The organism is Sphaerisporangium sp. NPDC005289, from assembly GCF_040607455.1.
GTDB lineage: Bacteria > Actinomycetota > Actinomycetes > Streptosporangiales > Streptosporangiaceae > Sphaerisporangium > Sphaerisporangium rhizosphaerae.
On sequence record NZ_JBEXGS010000007.1, the window covers coordinates 92,151 to 108,522 of the forward strand.

The window sequence follows — 16,372 nt, forward strand, 5'->3', positions numbered from 1 at the left end:
GATGTCCTTCCGGGCGGTCTGACATCGGCGGCGACTGCCAACAGGACCGGCGCGACTGGACGGAGAGGGGTTTCTCCGTCCCGGTCAGAGCAGTAGAGGGTGTGCGGTGTGCTGTGCTTGGGAGGGGGAGCTAGCCGTCAGCGCGCCCCCGAGGGTTCCTTCTCGACGGACTCCGGCTGGAGGGATGTGCGCACGCGCCCGAAGCCCTTCAGCAGCCTGTCGGCCAGCCGGTAGAGCGAGGGGCGGTCGACCACGATGTTGCGGGCCTTGTTCACCGGCGTCCGGCCCATCCAGTGGACGGCCGCCGCCGCCGACGGACGGGAGACCCGGCCTTCGGAGACGTGGATGACGTCGTTCTTCAGCCAGCCCTTGTACTCCCGGCCCCCCTTGCCCATGTCGACCTGGCCCAGACCGTGGGAGGCGGCCTGCTCGGCCATGTGCAGGTGGTGCATGATCCCGGGGGAGTACCGGGCGAACTCGGTGTCGTAGGCGGGGAACCAGCCGACCAGCGTGTTGTGGGTGCGCAGGCCGAAGTGGCCGGCCACGGGGGTGTCGCCGGCGTACAGCATGGTGAGCACCCCGCCGAACGACGGAGTGTCCATGGCGTGCATCTCGTCCAGGAGCTGGACGATCCACGGCTGGGCGAACCGGTCGACCCGGCCCGTCCGGCGGTACTGGTCGGACTTCCAGCCGGTCAGCGTGCGCATCGACTCGGGATCGGTGGCGCACCATTCGAGGCGGATGTCGCCGTGCTCGCGTGCGAGCTTGCGCTCCTTGTAGCGGACCGTTTTGTAGTTCTTGGGAGAGTTCGTCCGCACATGGTCGATGTAGGCGTCGTAGCCGCCGGTGAGGTCCATCATCGGCACCGGGCGCACCGCGGACTCGTGCGGCGCCCACGTGGGCTGCCCGGCGACCATGTGGTCGAAGTCGAACACCGACAGCCCCGTCGCGCGCAGGATCTCGCGGGCGGAGATGTCGAGGCCGGGCACGGAGATCAGGGCGTGACAGGTGGTCAGCCAGCTTCCGAGGGGCTTGCCGATGCCGAAGGCGTGCCTTTCGAACGGCAGGAAGCCCGCTATCTTGCCGCCGTCCTCGATGACGGCGACCCGGACATAGGAGCGCAGCCGGCTCAGGGCCAGCGTGAACTCCACGGAAAGGAAAGGATTGTCGAGCGATGGCGTGGCGCGCTGGAGTTCGCGCCATCGGGTGAGTTCGGCGTCCCCTAGTTCTCCAGGCCGAACGACCGTGACCTTCACCTTGACCCGGCCCCCTGTTCGGTGCGCACGTTGCCGTTCCCCCGGTACAGAGACCGAAGCACCCACATGAATCCGCCGAGCACCGCGACGGTGGCCACACCCGCGCGGGAGGACCACGCGTCGAACATGAGCATGGCCTCGGCTAGTAAGACGTTTACAACGAGACTCGCGGCGGCGCCCACCGTTAGTGCCGCGAGAGGGTCACGATCACGCAACAGTCCGACGACCGACGCTCCCGGGACCACGAGTAGGAAGAGCGGGACCAGGACCACGCGTGCCGGTGTGCGAATGTCGGCGAGCGCGATGACCGCCCCCGCCGCACACGCGATCGCCAGCACCCATGTGAGCACTGTCCTTCTCCTACGCATTCTCTCCTGGCTCCGCTGGTCAAGACCGACCAAAAGGCTTGGATGATCGGTCTCTTCATAGGACCAACCACGCCACGCCGACGTCAATGCCGACGCCCCAACCCTGCCACGGGTTTACAAGGCCCAGGGCAAGAACCATAGCGCGGCCGATCAAAGGACCGGCCGCGCCAATGACTGTTGCCCCCGAGACCGCCGTGACTGTAGGGACTTGGGGGTATTCACACGGTACTATCCGTTCGCCCCAAGTGTGGACTCGGTGCCGGAATCAGGTGGCCTCGGTGGTGGCCTGCTCGCTCGCGGTCTCCGTCGGAGACGGGTCCGACGTGGGCTGCTGGTCGGGCGGCGGATCGGAGGCGGGCGGCGGGTCCTGGGCCTCCCACGAGATCGCGCATGTCGCCGCGCCGGCCGCGGATTGCAAGGTCACGGCGCCTTTGCCGTCCTCCTCCGGAGCCGAGACCACGACCGAGACCCGCTGCTTGACCCCCGCCTTGAGCGTGCCCGACGCCGGGGAGACCGACAGTGCGCCGGTCGCGGCGGCCGTCCAGGACACACTCGCGTTGCGCGCGGAGATGAGGATCTCACCCGCGTCCTTCCCGCCGAAGGCCCCCGGGCAGGAGACCACGAGCCGGGCGGCAGGGGAGGGCGGCCGGGGCGTAGGCGTGCGCGAGGGGGGCGCGCTCGACGACGTGGCCGCCGGCGCGGCGGCCGACGTGCGCGCCTGCGGCGCCAGCGTCGGCGTCGGCGTCGGACGGGTCCGCGAGGACGACGTGGGGGAGGGACCGGCGGAGGTCGCCTCGTCGGTCGGCTCCGGGCCGTAGCTGATCTGCAGCTCGCCGGGGGTGCGGCTCGGGAAGCGCAACGTCGGGGTCGTGCCGCCGGGGTGGGAGGCGTCCTGCCCGGTCGCGACGACCATCGCCCCGGTCGCCACCAGCACGCAGGCGATGGTGGCGAAGACGGGCGTGGACCTGCGGGAGGCCCTGCGCGTGACCGGCGCACCGCGCCTGCGCGCCGGGCCGCGCCCGGACCTCCCCGAGCCCACGCCCGTCCCGTCCTGTTCCCCGGCCATGCCGTGCCGGGGGGTCTCGGCGTGGGCGACGCCCATGCCGTAGTAAGGGGTCTCGGCGGCCTGGTCGGCGGCGGCGCGCCGCTCGTCCCTGCCGCCCCGCCGCTCCGCGCGCAGCCGGCGCTCGGCCGCCGCCGCCGGGGGGAAGCCGTTCTTGTCGAACCCGTCGGCGAGCGTCATGATCGCCGTGCGCGCCTCGTCGTGCCGCGGCCGGGCGCACGACTCCGCGACCCGCCGCCGCAGCGACAGGGGTGGGAAGGCCACCGGCACCGAGTCCAGCAGCCGCTCGGCCGACACCCGGCGGCGGCGGCCCTCGGTGCACTCCTTGCAGCCGATGATGTGCCGGGTGATGCGCCGCCGCAGCTGCTGCGGCAGCGGCCCCTCGATGGAGTCCAGCAGGGCCGACAGGTCGGGGCAGTGCGCACGCCCGCTCCTGGCCAGGACCACGGCGGCCGCCGCGTTCTCCAGGTGGTCGCGGGCCCGCTCCAGGCGCGTCCCGGCCTGGCGCGAGGTGATCCCGAGCACGGCGCCGATGTCGGAGGCGGCCAGCCCGTGCCGCACGCCCAGCACCAGCGCGTCGCGGTCCTTGGGCGCGAGCTCGTCCAGGGACTCCCGCACGATCTCCGCCAGCTCGGGGTCCTCCTCGTCCCCCGGCAGGTACTGCTCGGTGTCGGTGCCGTGCGCGGGGGTCCGCCCGCGGCGGGTGCCGCACTGGTAGCGCGTCAGCGCGTACAGCCAGGCCCGCAGGCGGGCCGGCTCACGCAGGACGCCGATGCGGCCGTGGGCGGTGACGATCGCGTCGTGGACGGAGTCGGCGGCGGCGTCGATGTCGCGCAGCAGTGAATGGGCATAGTCGTTCAGTCGGTCGGCATAGGCGTCGTAGAGACCGTCCGCCGCGCGGCTGTCCGCCTGGCGCAGACGTTCCACCAGTCGCTGGTCGTCGGCACGGCCGACGCTCGGCCATCCGGGCACGAATCTTCCTCCCCCGCAGGACGGGTACCTGGCTTGCGGTCACGCACGATCGCGAGAATTTCCCCTGCCCGCGCCAGGCCCACACGCGTAGGACGTCCGCTTCCTTCAGAGGGTTCACCCGGAAATAAACAATAATCAGCGGGTATGACCTGGGAAAATAGGGATTGAGGAGTCTGCTGGAACCAGTGTGACGTCTGCGTGAGAGGGGGTGAAGATCCCTCACCCTCGGTGGCGATCCGCTGACGAAACGTGACGGCACGGCGTTTCGGACGACCGCCCGCGCGGGCGTTTCGGATCGGCCCCGCACGGCCGCGGGACGGCGAAGCGGCGGCGGCCGTCCCGCAAGCGCACATGTCGCAGCCGAATGCCGGGAGGCCGGCCTGCCGGCGGTCGTCCGGGAGACCGCGGCGGTGGTCCGGACGGCGGACGTCGCGAGGGATCAACGGCGAACGCCCGGCTCCGGATCTCAAGGACCGGTGCCGGGCGCATGGGCCGTCCGCGCCGCTTCCTACTGCGAGCCGCCCCCGCCGGTGCCGCAACGGGGGGCGCACAGGCGCCGGGAGATGCCCTCCAGGAACACCTTGCGGATCTCCAGGGCGTTGTTGGGGAAGAACGCCTGGCCCTGGGTGGCCTTGGCGATGGCCTGCATCTGCCGCCGGCCCGCCGCGTCGTCGGCGCCGAGCGCCACGATGATGATGCTGATCGGCTGGGTCTGGTCGAACTCCTGCCGCAGCTTCTTGAGTATCGCCGCGTTGCTGATGCCGCCCTCGGGGTCGTCGTTGCCGACGCCGTCGGTGAAGACGAGGATCGTGTTGATCTTGTCGGCCTCGTACTCGGCCTTCATCTTGTCGTAGGCGGCGGCCAGCGTGTCGTTGAGGCCGGTGTCGCCGGTCGGCTTGGCCTTGATCTGCTGGAGCGACTGCGAGACCACCTCGCGTCGGATGGCGCCGTTCACCTTGGCCCCGAGCGGCCCCACCGGCACGGCCTCGCGGTAGTCGACGCCCTTGCCGTTGAGGTTGGTGGAGAACACCCAGGTGCCGACCTCGGTCTTGTCGGGGAAGAGCTTCAGGCCCTCGATGGCCGTCTGGGCGATCAGTCGCATGCGGTCGCCGGGCGCGCCCACCGCGGGCAGCGCCATCGTGCCCGAGATGTCCAGCAGGGCCAGCAGCCGGCCGCCCAGCTTCAGCCGGGACCACGCCTGCGACAGCCGCGTCACCGTGGCCGCGTCCGGGATCTTCAGGGACCGCGGGGTCGCCGGGTTCAGCCCGTTGGCCTGGCTGATGGCGCCGCCGGCCTTGCCGTCGGGCGTGCGGAAGCCGTACTCGCGGATGGTCTTCTTGGCGTCGGCGGCGGTCAGCGCGGCGGTGAACTCCTTGGCGGCCTGCCGCTTCTGCTCGTCCTTCGCGGTCACGACGACCGGGTAGTCGAGGCTGATCGTGCCCTCGGCCGGATAGAGCGCCACGACCTCGCCGGGCTTGCTCTTGTCGTTGTTGGACCAGATCTCCTGCTCGGAGGCGATGCCGATCGGGGCACGGGAGGACGGCTTGGCCATGCTGGCGAACATGTTGCCCGGCGAGTTCACCGCGTTCTCCGACAGTTGCCTGAGCACGCCGACCAGTTGGTCCTCGCCCGCGCCGGACGCCTGGAGCACTCCGGACCCGGCCAGCAGGGCGCTCATCCCCGCGGCGTTGAGCGTGGGGTCCAGCGGCAGCACGCGGATCTTGCGGCCGAGGCCGTCGGGGGTCGCGGCGTTGGCCGCCGACATCAGCCCGCTCCAGCTCGGCTCGCCGAAGGCGCTGCGCAGCTTCTCGACCACGGGCTTGGGCGCGGCCAGCACCACCGGGGAGCGGGCGACGGAGCCGGTGGGCTCGGGGATGCCCTCGCCCTTGGGGCTGGAGCGCAGCCTGGCGACCCACAGGCTGGAGTCCGGGATCCACACGTCGCCGTCGAACTTGCCGGTGGTCGCCCCGGTGCCGGCCAGGGCGTTGGTGACCCCCGCGGGGTCGCTGCCGGAGACCGCGACCTGCACGCAGGACGCGCCGTCCGCCGGAGCGGCCTTCTTGTTGTAGGCGGCGGCGATCTTGCTGATCGCCGGCTCGATGTCGGGGGAGGCCACCACCTTGAGCGCGACCGTGCCGTCGCCGCAGGCCTTGTCGCGGCTCATGATCACATAGGCGGCGACGCCCAGCAGTACGGCGAGCGCGACGGCGCCCGCCAGAGGAACCAGCACCTTGCCCCGGCCCCCCCGGCGGCGGCCTGACGGCTCGTGATAAGGGTTGTAGCCGCCCTCAAGCTCGTCTGTCCGGTGGCGTCCACCCACGATGTCCTCTTAGGTGTCGATCTTCAGGGGTACGGTGGCGCGCTTCGCAGCGACCATATAGGGAGATGTCGGGTAATGCTTACGGAACCATAGCGTCAAGCTTTATACCGGCAAAACCGATCTTTTGCTGCGGCGATGACCGGATTCGGGGCACAATCCGGTGGTTGATGCCCGTATTTCGCGATACATCTTGACGCCGCGCGAACGCGATGTATCGTGTCACGGTATATCGCGATTTCTGGTGCTCGGTCGCGGAGCCGTAGGGGGCCGGGGGCGGCCCGGGGCAGGGGGTGACACTCGTGTCGACGCTCGTCGAGGCACGTGCCACACCGGAGGTGACGGCCCTGGCGGGGCCCACCGGCCGGGGGGCGGCGGAGCGGCGGCCCGATCTGCTGTTGATCGAGGCCGACCACCCCGGCTGCCCGGACGAGGTGCGCCGCGCCCTCTGGGAGTCCGACTGCGTGCGCGAGGTCGCCATCGCGGGACGGGTCTGCCGGGCCCTCGCCGACCCGGGCACCGCGCCGCTGGTGGCCGCCGCGCTGCGCGCTCAGGGCCTCCGGCTCGCCGTGGTCATCGTTCAGTGGCGGCAGCAATGGCCGCGCCAGGCCCTGCCGCCCTCGCGCACCGCCACTGCGGCCAGCGCGACGGCGACGGCCGGATCGAGCCACCACCAGCCGAGGGAGGTGGCGGTCAGCCCCGCCAGCACCCCGGCGGCCAGCAGGGCGCACAGCATGTTCTGCGTGCCCTCGCCGGCGGTGGCCGCCGAGCCCAGGCGCGCGCCGAGCCGCCGCTTGGCCAGCCCGAGCAGCGGCATGCTGACCAGGCTGATCGTGGTGACGGCGATGCCCAGCGCCGTGGACGCCGGCCGCTGACCCTCGCGAAGGTCATAGGCCACGTGGGCCAGGAGATAGGGCGCGAGCACCCAGAAACTGACCGCCACGGCCCGCTGCGCGCGCGACTCGGCGGTGGCCGAGTGGAGCCGGCGCCCGGTGAAGCGCCAGATGACGATGAGGCTCGCCAGCGCCTCGACCAGGGACGCCCAGCCCCAGCCGATGAGCGCCACCGAGTGGGCCGACAGCCCCGCCGCCAGGCCGAGGGAGCTCTCGGCGCCGAGCCAGACAAGCGTCGCGACCGACAGCCGCCTGGCCAGCCGCGCGTCGCGCAGGAACTGCGGCGCGGCCGAGGGACGCGCCCGCGTACCCGGATCTGGCACCATGGCCCCCGATCACCTGAAAGCCGATCCGACAGCGCTGCGTAGTCTATCGGTCACACGCAGTGCCCTGCCGTCGTCGGCGCGCGGCCATGGACGGCCGGCGGGCCGTCCATGGAGGAGATCCCATTGCCCTTCACCCCCGCCCACGTCGCCGTGGTCATCCCGTTGATCGGCTCGCCGCGGGTGCGCAAGGTGCTCGATCCCTGGGCGCTCGGCGTGGGGGCGATGGTCCCCGACCTGCCGATGTTCCTGCCCTACCTGTCGAACTACAGCCGGTGGCACTCGCCGGCCGGGGTGGTCACCGACGACGTCGCCGCGGTCTTCGTCCTGCTGGCGTTGCTGCAGTTCGTCCTGCGCGACCCGCTGACCGCGCTGCTGCCCCCCCGCCTGGCCGCGCGCGTCGCCGCGCTGCCCGGACCGGCCTGGCGGCGCTTCCCCGCCATAGCGCTCGGCGCGGCGGCGGGCGCGGCCACGCACGTCCTGTGGGACTCCTTCACCCACGAGTGGGGAGCCGCGCTCTGGGGCTGGGCATGGATGACCGCGCCGGTGGTCGGCTGGCTGAACGGCGCCCAGGTGGCGCAGTACGCCTCCTCCGTGCTCGGCCTCGCGCTGACCGTCTGGTGGGTCCTGCGCTACCTGCGCGCCGCCCGCACCGCCCCCCGGCCCGAGGCCCCCGGCTTGGGGCCGGTCGGCGTGCGGCCGCGGCTCACCGCGCGGGCGGGAGTCGCGGGACGGCCAGAGGTCACGTCGCGTGCGGGAGTCGCGGGACGGCCGGAGCTCACGGCGCGTGCGCGGTGGGGCGTGCTCGCCGGCGCGGCCGCCGGCGCGTGCTCCGCGGCCGCCCTGTGGACCTTCGTCGACCCGCCGAACCCCCTGTACGGCTGGGCCGGCGTGCTCGCCAAGACGGGCGTCGGCCTGGTCGTGGGGCTGTGCGCGGTGCTGACCGTCTACGCCCTGCTGTGGCAGCTCGCGCGGGTCATACGCTTGACGCGTGCCTGAGCTCATCACCGTGGTGGACCCCGCCGACCCCCGGCTGGCCGACTATGTGCGCCTGCGCGACGTCGAGCTGCGCAAGAGCCTGGAGGCCGGGCGCGGCCTGTTCATGGCCGAGGGCGAGAAGGTCATCCGGCGTGCCGTCGCGGCCGGATACCCGGTCAGGTCGGTGCTCACCACGCCGAGGTGGCTCGCCGGGCTGGCCGACGTGCTGGGCGAGGCCCGCGTCTACCTGGTGTCGGAGGAGGTGATGGGCGGCATCGCCGGCTTCGCCGTGCACCGCGGGGCGCTCGCCTCCATGGCCCGCCTGGAGCTCCCCGCCGTGAGCGACCTGCTCGCCGGCCGGTTCACCGCCCCGGGCGACCCCCGCTTCACCCCCGCGCCCCCGGCCCCGACTCCACCACTCCCGCGGCGGGTGCTCGTTCTTGAGGACCTGGTCGACCACGGCAACGTGGGCGCCATCTTCCGGTGCGCCGCCGCGCTCGGCGTCGAGGCCGTCATCCTGTCGCCGCGCTGTGCCGACCCGCTGTACCGGCGCTCGGTGAAGGTCTCCATGGGCGCGGTGTTCGCCGTCCCGTACGCCCGCATGACCAACTGGCACGCCGGGCTCGCCGAGCTCCGCGAGGCGGGGTTCCGCACCCTGGCGCTCACCCCCGACCTTTCGGCCACGCCGCTGGAGGCCGCCGCCGTCGGCGGCCGGGTGGCGCTGCTCCTCGGCTCCGAGGGCGACGGTCTGTCCTCCCGCTGGCTGCGCGAGGCGGACGAGGCGGTGCGCATCCCCATGAGTCCCGCCGCCATGGACCTCGGCGTCGACTCCCTCAACGTGGTCGCCGCCGCCGCCATCGCCTGCCACGAACTCACCCGATCTCCGGCCGCTCTCACCTGACAGGCGGGGCGGACGGCGGCGAGGTCGCCGCCGTCGCCTTCCCACCCGTCCCCGCCCGGCGGGTTTCCGGGGGTTCGGCCGGCGGGGGCCGGTTGCCGGCCACCGGAAGCTATGACACCACCGCCGGGCTGTGGGAGCTCTCCGACCCCTACGCCCCCATCCCGCCGTCCACGCTCGCCCATCCCGCTGTCCACGCTCGCCGGGCACCGCGACCGGCGGGGAACGGCGCCGCCCGGCGGGGGCTACCGGGGGGTGCGGGCGGTGGTGAGGAGGTAGGCCGGCCAGCTTCCGTGGGCGCTGATGTCCTTCGCCGACTCGGTGGCGTACGCCTCGCACAGGAAGCCGAGGACGCGGCGGCCGTCGGCGAGGTCGACGGTGCCGAGCGTCAGCGGCGGCGCGGTGTCGGCGAGCAGCGTGCCGAGCGCCTGCGTGCCCAGCTCGTACAGTTCCACCTCGACCGCGACGCCCGCGCCGGGCCGGCGCACCAGGCCGGGACGCGCCGGCTCGCCGCCGTCCAGCGCGTAGAGCCGGTAGAGCGGCGCGGTCATGGCCGTGCCGAGGCCGGCGGCGCCGAGCGCGGCGAGCCGGCCGTGCAGCGGCTGCCCGAGCCGGTGCGCCCCGACGACGGCCAGCACTTCCCGTCCGCGATCATGGACGCCCGTCGCCGTCTCCGGGGCCTCGGTGGGTGAGGACGAGATGTCCGTCCCGGAGGCGCCGGGCCGTGCGCGGGAGGCGCCCGCGGTCGCGTCGCCGCCGGATGGCGTGGTGGCCTCGGCGGGTGACTGGAAGGCGTCGGCCAGGCCGGCGAGCAGGGCGTCCGCGCCGGCCGGGGCCAGCAGGCTGAGGCCGTGCGGGCGGCCCGCCGCCGTCATGCCGCCGGGCACCGCGACCGCCGCCAGGTCGAGCAGGTTGGCGAAGGTCGTGTAGTGCCCGAGGACGGTGTTGCGGTCGATCGGGCTCTCCAGCATCTCGGCGACGGTGAAGGTCGTCGGCACCGTCGGCAGGGCGAGCGCGTCCATCGCCGCCCACGCCCGCCGGGTCTTCGCGCGCAGCGCCCGCAGGCGGTATAGGCCCTCGAAGGCGTCGACCGCGCTGAGGCCGGCGCCGCCGCCGAGCACCTCGCGGGTGACCGGGTGCAGCTCGCCGGGGTGACGGGCGGCGAAGTCGCCCACCGCGGCGAGCCGTTCGGCGATCCACGGCCCCTGGTACAGCAGCCGTCCCGCGGCGAGGAACGGGTCGAGGTCGACCGGGACGATCCGGTGCCCGAGCCCGGCCAGCCGCTTCACCACCTCGGCGAACGCGGCCTCGGCGGCGTCGTCGCCGAAGAACGACAGGTGCTCGGGCACCCCGACGCGCATCGCGCCGACGGCGGGCGGCGCAGGGGAGGGGACGGGCAGCGGGCGCGACCACGGGTCGTCGGGCTCGGGACCCGCCATCACCGACAGCACCGCGAGCCCTTCGGCGGCCGACCGGGCGAAGACGCTCGGGCAGTCCAGCGACGCGCACGCCGGCACGACGCCCAGCGTGCTGACCAGACCCCGGCTCGGCTTGATCCCGGTGGTGCCGGTGAGGGCGGCCGGCACCCGGCCCGACCCGGCCGTGTCGGTGCCCACGGCGAAGGTCACCAGCCCGGCGCCCACCGCGACCGCGGAGCCCGAGCTGGACCCGCCGGAGATCAGGCCGGGCACCAGCGGCGACTCGCACGTGCCGTACGGGCTGCGGGCGCCGGACAACCCGGTGGCGAACTGGTCCAGGTTGGTCTTGCCGACCAGCAGCGCCCCGGCCGAGAGCAACCGCTCGACCAGCGGCGCGCCGCGCTCGGGCACGTAGGCGTAGGCCGGGCAGGCCGCCGTGGTCGGCAGCCCGGCCACGTCCACGTTGTCCTTGACGGCGAAGGGGACCCCGTACAGCGGCGGGCGCGAGCCGGGGTCCGGCCAGCGGCGGGCCAGTTCGGCGGCGTCGCCGAGCAGGTCCGCCGCCGGCCGCAGGGTGATCCACACGTGGTCGTCGCCGCGGGCGGCGATGCGCCTGAGCACCTCCGCGGCCACGCCGGCCGGGGTGAGCGACCCGTCGCGGTACCCGCGGGCCAGGTGCGCGAGATCGAGCGAGATGGTCATCGGATCCCTCTGTCGTGGGCGCCGCCGGCCGCGTGCCGGCCGGCGGGTCGGCCGGGGGTCATGAGGCCGCGGGCACCTCGGCGGCCACGGGCTCGGCGGCGGGCGGGGCGGTCGCGGCGTCCTCGGCCCCGGCCGGGCGAAGGAAGGCGAAGGCCAGCAGCACCAGCCCGGCGAACAGGTAGCCCAGGGCGATCTGGCCGCCCGCGTTCCACGCGACCCGCTCGCCGTGGATCAGGCCGACGAACGACAGCGCCGCCCCGATGCCCGCGTACGCGGCGGCCCACAGGAACGAGCGGTCGATGATGAACGCGGCGATCGAGCCCAGCACCAGCCCGGCGAGCACCGCCCCGCCGCCGAGCAGGGCCGTGCCCTCGTAGACCGTGCCGCTCTGCGCGATGGCCGCGTACCCGACCTTCTGGGCGCTGGTGCCCGCCGCCGCCAGCGCGTTGTCCATGTAGCCCTGCGCCCAGGCGGCGATGTTCGGGATGATCGCCAGCACGACGGCGACGGCGTGCGCCCGCGGCACGGCCTGGAACGCCTGGGCGCCGATGAGCAGCCCGATGTACAGCAGGATGGGCACGATCGCCGGCGTCGGGAACACCGCCCCGAGCAGCGAGAACATGCCGAGGAAGCAGAAGGCCGCGATCACGACGCCGCTGGCCATCGAGTAGCCGCTGCGGCCGCCGGCCGACTTCCACCCCGGGTGGCCGATGTAGACCGCGGGCGGGAACGGCGAGCCGAGCATCGAGCCGACCACCGCGCCCGCGCCGTCGGCGAGCAGGACCGACCGCAGGTTGTAGGAGTCGCCCGCGGCGGCGGCGCTCTCGACGTTGCTCATGCCCTCGGTGAAGTTGTAGATGCCGAGCGGGATCGCGGTGGCCAGCAGCGGCGACACCTCGCGCAGCCCGTCGAGCAACCGGCCGAGGTTGAAGGAGGGCAGGCTGACCGCGATGTCGCCGGCGGCCCGGCCGACGTCGGCCGGGTTCATGTACCCGCCGATCCAGGCGATGGCGGTGCCCGCGAGCAGCGCGGCCAGGCCGACCGGGATGCCGCCCGGCAGGCGCAGGTCGGTGAAGAAGCCGACCAGGATGATCACCAGCACGGGGAGCGCGATCCAGGCGGCCTCCCACATCTGCGCGGCGGGACGCATGGCGATGAAGGCGATCGAGATGCCCGCGAGCGTGCCGAGCATGGCCGCCCTCGGCGTGAACCGGCGGATGTAGGGGCCGACGAACGCGCCGATCACCACGATGAGGCCGATGATGAAGCACCAAGCCAGCCCGGCGGCCCACGCCGTGAGGGGGTTCTTCGTCGTCAGGTAGGTGGGCAGCATGATCACGAAGACGACGATGAACATGTGCGGCACGCTCGGCCCGTACGGCATCGCGCAGACGTCGTCGCGGCCCTCGCGGCGGGCGAGCCGCCGGGCCAGGTAGGTGTAGTAGAGGTTGCCGATCAGGAGCTGGATGCCCATCGCCGGCAGGATGACCCCGAAGACCTGCGCGCCGGGCAGGTGCACGACGCCGAGGCACAGGCCGCTCAGCACCAGCACGTTCACCATGACGTTGAAGCCGAGACCGAAGAAGGCGTTGGTGTCCCCGCCGACCCACCAGGGCAGGCGCGGCGGGGCTGACAGGGGGGTGGTGGTCGTGGTCATCGTGCGCTCCGCGCTTCTAGTGCCTTGAGGTAGTGGCCGGAGGGGGCGACCCACCCGAAGATGCCGCCCTGTGCCGCGATCATGTCGAGTCCGTGGCGCTGGAACTCCGGGAAGTAGGAGCCCACGCAGTCCGACAGCACCAGGCACTCGTAGCCCCGGTCGTTGGCCTCCCTGACGGTGGTGTGCACGCACACCTCGGTCGTGACGCCGGTGACGACCAGGCTGCGGACGTCCATGTCGCGCAGGATCTCGTCCAGCCCGGTGGCGTAGAAGGCGCCTTTCCCGGGCTTGTCGATGACCAGCTCCCCCGCGATCGGGGCGAGCTCGTCGATGATGTCGTGGCCGCGTTCGCCGCGGACCAGGATGCGCCCGTACGGGCCGGGGTCGCCGATGCGCATCGAGGGCGCGCCGCGGCGCAGCTTGGCGGGCGGGCAGTCGGACAGGTCGGGCAGGTGCCCCTCGCGGGTGTGCACCACGGGCACGCCTGCGGACCGGGTGGCGGCGAGCACCTCGCGCAGCGGGGGGATGACGTCCTGGAGCAGGGTCACGTCGTTGCCCAGGCTCTCCCCGAAGCCGCCGGGCTCGACGAAGTCGCGCTGCATGTCGATGACCAGCAGGGCGGTGTGCGCGGGGTCGAAGCCGTAGGGATACGGCTGGGCCTCGACGAGAAGCGGATCGGACACGTTGGCCTCCGTTCCTCCGATTCCTCCCTTGTCGATTGTCGACAGGATTGTGTCGGGGGTTCTTCGGCCCGGTTACGCTTCTGTTAGCCGCTCTGCCCGGGTACGGGTCACGGCTGTCTCGGGCCGGAGTTCGCCGGCTTTTTGCCGGGGTCTCCCCGAGCGCCGGGTCTTCCGAGCGCCGGAGCCCCCTCGAGCGCCAGAGTCCCCTCGACGCCTGGACCCCTCGAACGCCCGGACCCCCGAACGCCGGTGACGGGAGCAGCGCCGGGTGGCGCCTGTAGCGGGTGGATCTCCACCGCTTTCCAGGTCAGCCGATGTAGGTGCGGGCTCCGTGCGCGGCGAGGGCCGCGACGACCGTCGCGGGGTCGCCCGAGGCGACCGCCTCGTACAGGCGCCGGTGGCGCACCACCCCCTCCGACGGCGTGCGCTGCTCGGCCTCCCTGCGCAGGTTGGCCGCCATGTACAGCTGCAGCTTGGACACCACCGGCTCGTACGCCAGCAGCAACTGGCGGTGGCCCGCCAGCGCCACCAGCGCGATGTGGAACCGCCGGTGCGCCTCGTTCTCGGCCAGGGCGTCCCCCGCCTCGACCGCCCCGCGCATGCCTTCGAGCGCCTCGGCCAGCCCCGACAGGTCGTGCGCCCCCGAAGGGGGCAGCGCCGTCCACACCGCGTAGCGCTCCAGCACGTCGCGCAGCCCGAACAGCTCGTCGACGTCCTTGCTGGACAGCTCGGCCACCCGGACCCCGCGCCGGGGCAGGTGCTCGACCAGGCCCTGCTGCGCGAGCGAGCGCAGCGCCTCGCGCAGCGGCGCCCTGCTGGTGCCGAAGCGCTGGGTGAGCTGCTCCTCGATCAGTCGCTCGCCCGGGGCCAGCGCCCCGCTGAGTATCTCGTGACGCAGCCGCCGCATCGACAGCTCGACGAGGCTGGGGGAGTCGAGGACCCCGTCAGATTCCACCCGCACACCTCCCGGGGCCCATTGTCCGCGAGCCTCAGACGCCGTTCGCGCTCGCCCCGTCGAGAAGGACCCGGGCGCTGCTGTAACGGGCGGCGTCGCTCCTGTCGCCGAGGACCGCCCCGACCAGCGTGTGGCCGCCGCGCACCGAGGTGAACAGCAGGCAGTAGCCGGCCGGGCGCGTGTAACCGGTCTTCAGCCCCTGCGCCTCGTCGGGCAGCAGGCGGTTGGTGTTGCGCCAGACGTGGGCGCGGTGCACGGCCGTTTTCCCGGTCGCGTACCGCGGGGTGCGGGCGATGGTGGCGATGACAGGGTCGGCCAGGACGGCGTTGGCCAGCCTCACCTGGTCCTGTGCGGTGGAGCGGTCGCCGCCGGGCTTGGGCAGCCCGTCGGCGTTCTTGTACAGGGTGTCGCGCATGCCGAGCGTCTTGGCCGCGCGGTTCATCTTCGCCACGAAGCCTTTCACGCCCGGTCCGTAGCGCCGGGCGAGGGCGTTGGCGGCGTCCGCCCCGGACGGCAGCATCAGCGCGTACAGCATGTCGCGCACGGTCAGCCGCTCGCCGGCCCGCAGCCCGGCGTGGGTGGCGCCGTTCGCGGCGGCGTGCCTGACGTCGTCCTTGGACACCGTGACGAGGTCGTCCAGCGACGCCGAGCGGCGCACCACGTACGCGGTCATGACCTTGGTCAGACTGGCCACGGGAACCCGGCGGGTCTGGCGCCTGGCGTACTCGACCGTCCCGGCGGTGACGTCGACCAGGTAGGCCTCCTTCGCCGTGACCGCCGCCGCGCCGGCCCGGCCGCTCGTGGGCAGCGCGGCGAGGGTCGCGCTCGTGGAGGGAGCGGCGGTCGTGGCGCTCACGGTTCCGGCGGCCGGGGGGGTCGTGGACATCGTCGCCCCAGCGGCCCTCGCGGGCGCCGTGAGGGCGGCCGGGGGGCGCGGTGCCGGGCCCGCGAGGGCCGGGCCGGCCGGGCCGGCCGTGATCAGGGCCGCTACCAGGATTGGGAGAACCGCCATGCGCATCCCGTTATGATCCCATGCCCACCAATCTGGGCATGCGCATTGACGCGAGATGCCCGGGCGGCGATCGTGGTACTTTCCGCCCGCGCGATCCCGGCCCCCGCACCGGCCCCCGTCGCGACTGCAAGCGGACGGCAAGTAGGAGACAACCAGCCCCGCGTACACCTGAGGGTGAACGAAAGGGGCGGGGCATGAGAGCGGGGCGCAGCATGGAGCCGGTACGCCGTCTGGCGCCGATCATGGCAAGCGGCGTGGCGAGCGTCTTCAAGCTGCTGATCGCGACGCTGGCCTTCTGCGGCGCCTACTTCGGCGTGGCGGACACCGGTGGGCCCGCCGTCCCGGCGCGGGCCGGCGAAACGGCCGCCGGCGAGCAGGTCAGGACCGTCACCCTGTCCGCCCAGGCCATGCCGGTCGAGATGGGCCGCGCGCCGAGGCCCGGCCTGGTGACGGTCGGCGCCGCGGAGCCCGGCGCGCCCTGCCCGCGCGCCTACCACGCGCAGAGCTTCCTGGCCGCCGGCGCCGGCCGTGCAGCCGCCTACGAGTGGAGCCTGCGGCGCTGGAACCCCGTCCGCCACGCGTGGAAGACCGTCAAGGTCTCCGCCGCCGGCCGGGTTCTGGGCGGGCCGCGCACCGTCGAGTGGCGTCCCCGCGTCGCCGGCGCCCCGGGCTGGTACCGCGTCGAGCTCGCGGTGACCGGCGGCCGGACGATCGCCGGCGAGAGGTTCAAGGTCACCTGCTGAGGGCAGGACCCGGGAGCCACGTGTCGGCCGGACCGGCGCGGCCCGGCCGGCACGCGGCAAAGATCGGTATGACCGCTCTGGGAAGCACAACGCGGCGGCCCTCCGCGCCGAGAACACGCAGTGTCCCGTGACGC

At 73.3% G+C, this 16,372-nt stretch carries 13 protein-coding genes; 3 read left to right on the top strand and 10 right to left on the bottom strand.

Translation table 11 applies throughout. From position 1 onward, the window contains the following. Positions 1-137: 137 nt before the first annotated feature. The 5 genes from ABZT47_RS14575 to ABZT47_RS14595 form a co-directional block, all read right to left on the bottom strand. Positions 138-1,151, bottom strand: coding sequence for a GNAT family N-acetyltransferase (locus tag ABZT47_RS14575; protein ID WP_354840873.1), 1,014 nt, complete (start codon positions 1,149-1,151; stop codon positions 138-140). A gap of 101 nt (positions 1,152-1,252) precedes the next feature. Further along, the gene (locus tag ABZT47_RS14580; protein ID WP_354840876.1) at positions 1,253-1,606 is read right to left on the bottom strand and encodes a hypothetical protein; all 354 of its coding nucleotides are present in this window, start codon (positions 1,604-1,606) and stop codon (positions 1,253-1,255) included. 283 nt (positions 1,607-1,889) lie between these two features. Further along, complete coding sequence (locus ABZT47_RS14585; RefSeq protein WP_354840879.1) at positions 1,890-3,659, bottom strand: sigma factor-like helix-turn-helix DNA-binding protein; 1,770 nt, start codon at positions 3,657-3,659, stop codon at positions 1,890-1,892. A 508-nt stretch (positions 3,660-4,167) separates the two neighbouring features. Then, a complete protein-coding gene (locus tag ABZT47_RS14590) occupies positions 4,168-5,889 on the bottom strand; it encodes a substrate-binding and VWA domain-containing protein (protein ID WP_354840882.1) in 1,722 nt (573 codons plus the stop codon). 667 nt (positions 5,890-6,556) lie between these two features. After that, positions 6,557-7,195 carry a hypothetical protein gene (locus ABZT47_RS14595; protein WP_354840885.1) on the bottom strand — a complete coding sequence of 213 codons (639 nt, stop codon included), beginning with the start codon at positions 7,193-7,195 and terminating at the stop codon, positions 6,557-6,559. 123 nt (positions 7,196-7,318) lie between these two features. Here ABZT47_RS14595 and ABZT47_RS14600 point away from each other — a divergent pair, with 123 nt between their 5' ends. Continuing rightward, positions 7,319-8,191 (top strand): DUF4184 family protein, encoded by an 873-nt coding sequence (locus tag ABZT47_RS14600; RefSeq protein ID WP_354840888.1) that lies wholly within the window; start codon positions 7,319-7,321, stop codon positions 8,189-8,191. Beyond that, positions 8,184-9,071: an RNA methyltransferase gene (locus ABZT47_RS14605; protein WP_354840891.1), complete on the top strand. Its 888-nt coding sequence runs from the start codon at positions 8,184-8,186 to the stop codon at positions 9,069-9,071. Before ABZT47_RS14600 ends, ABZT47_RS14605 begins: the two co-directional genes overlap by 8 nt. 242 nt (positions 9,072-9,313) lie before the next feature. On the opposite strand, the gene atzF is transcribed toward ABZT47_RS14605, so the two are convergent. The 5 genes from atzF to ABZT47_RS14630 all read right to left on the bottom strand — a co-directional run bounded on the left by atzF (position 9,314) and on the right by ABZT47_RS14630 (position 15,369). Next, a complete protein-coding gene (gene atzF / locus ABZT47_RS14610; RefSeq protein WP_354840894.1) occupies positions 9,314-11,188 on the bottom strand; it encodes an allophanate hydrolase in 1,875 nt (624 codons plus the stop codon). Positions 11,189-11,246: 58 nt separating this feature from the next. Further along, positions 11,247-12,845 (bottom strand): hypothetical protein, encoded by a 1,599-nt coding sequence (locus ABZT47_RS14615; RefSeq protein WP_354840897.1) that lies wholly within the window; start codon positions 12,843-12,845, stop codon positions 11,247-11,249. Continuing rightward, positions 12,842-13,528, bottom strand: coding sequence for an isochorismatase family cysteine hydrolase (locus tag ABZT47_RS14620; protein WP_354840900.1), 687 nt, complete (start codon positions 13,526-13,528; stop codon positions 12,842-12,844). The genes ABZT47_RS14615 and ABZT47_RS14620 overlap by 4 nt, the downstream gene beginning before the upstream one ends. 307 nt (positions 13,529-13,835) lie before the next feature. Next, positions 13,836-14,483: a GntR family transcriptional regulator gene (locus ABZT47_RS14625; protein WP_354840903.1), complete on the bottom strand. Its 648-nt coding sequence runs from the start codon at positions 14,481-14,483 to the stop codon at positions 13,836-13,838. Positions 14,484-14,517: 34 nt separating this feature from the next. Continuing rightward, the gene (locus ABZT47_RS14630; RefSeq protein WP_354840906.1) at positions 14,518-15,369 is read right to left on the bottom strand and encodes a serine hydrolase; all 852 of its coding nucleotides are present in this window, start codon (positions 15,367-15,369) and stop codon (positions 14,518-14,520) included. A gap of 320 nt (positions 15,370-15,689) precedes the next feature. Here ABZT47_RS14630 and ABZT47_RS14635 point away from each other — a divergent pair, with 320 nt between their 5' ends. Continuing rightward, positions 15,690-16,238 carry a hypothetical protein gene (locus ABZT47_RS14635; RefSeq protein WP_354840909.1) on the top strand — a complete coding sequence of 183 codons (549 nt, stop codon included), beginning with the start codon at positions 15,690-15,692 and terminating at the stop codon, positions 16,236-16,238. The last annotated feature ends 134 nt before the right edge of the window (positions 16,239-16,372 follow it).

Excerpts from the sequence above, each read along its gene's own strand:
- ABZT47_RS14595 (WP_354840885.1), bottom strand. The coding sequence starts at position 7,195 with ATGGTGCCAGATCCGGGTACGCGGGCGCGTCCCTCGGCCGCGCCGCAG.
- atzF (WP_354840894.1), bottom strand. The coding sequence starts at position 11,188 with ATGACCATCTCGCTCGATCTCGCGCACCTGGCCCGCGGGTACCGCGAC.
- ABZT47_RS14615 (WP_354840897.1), bottom strand. The coding sequence starts at position 12,845 with ATGACCACGACCACCACCCCCCTGTCAGCCCCGCCGCGCCTGCCCTGG.
- ABZT47_RS14630 (WP_354840906.1), bottom strand. The coding sequence starts at position 15,369 with ATGTCCACGACCCCCCCGGCCGCCGGAACCGTGAGCGCCACGACCGCC.
- ABZT47_RS14635 (WP_354840909.1), top strand. The coding sequence starts at position 15,690 with ATGAGAGCGGGGCGCAGCATGGAGCCGGTACGCCGTCTGGCGCCGATC.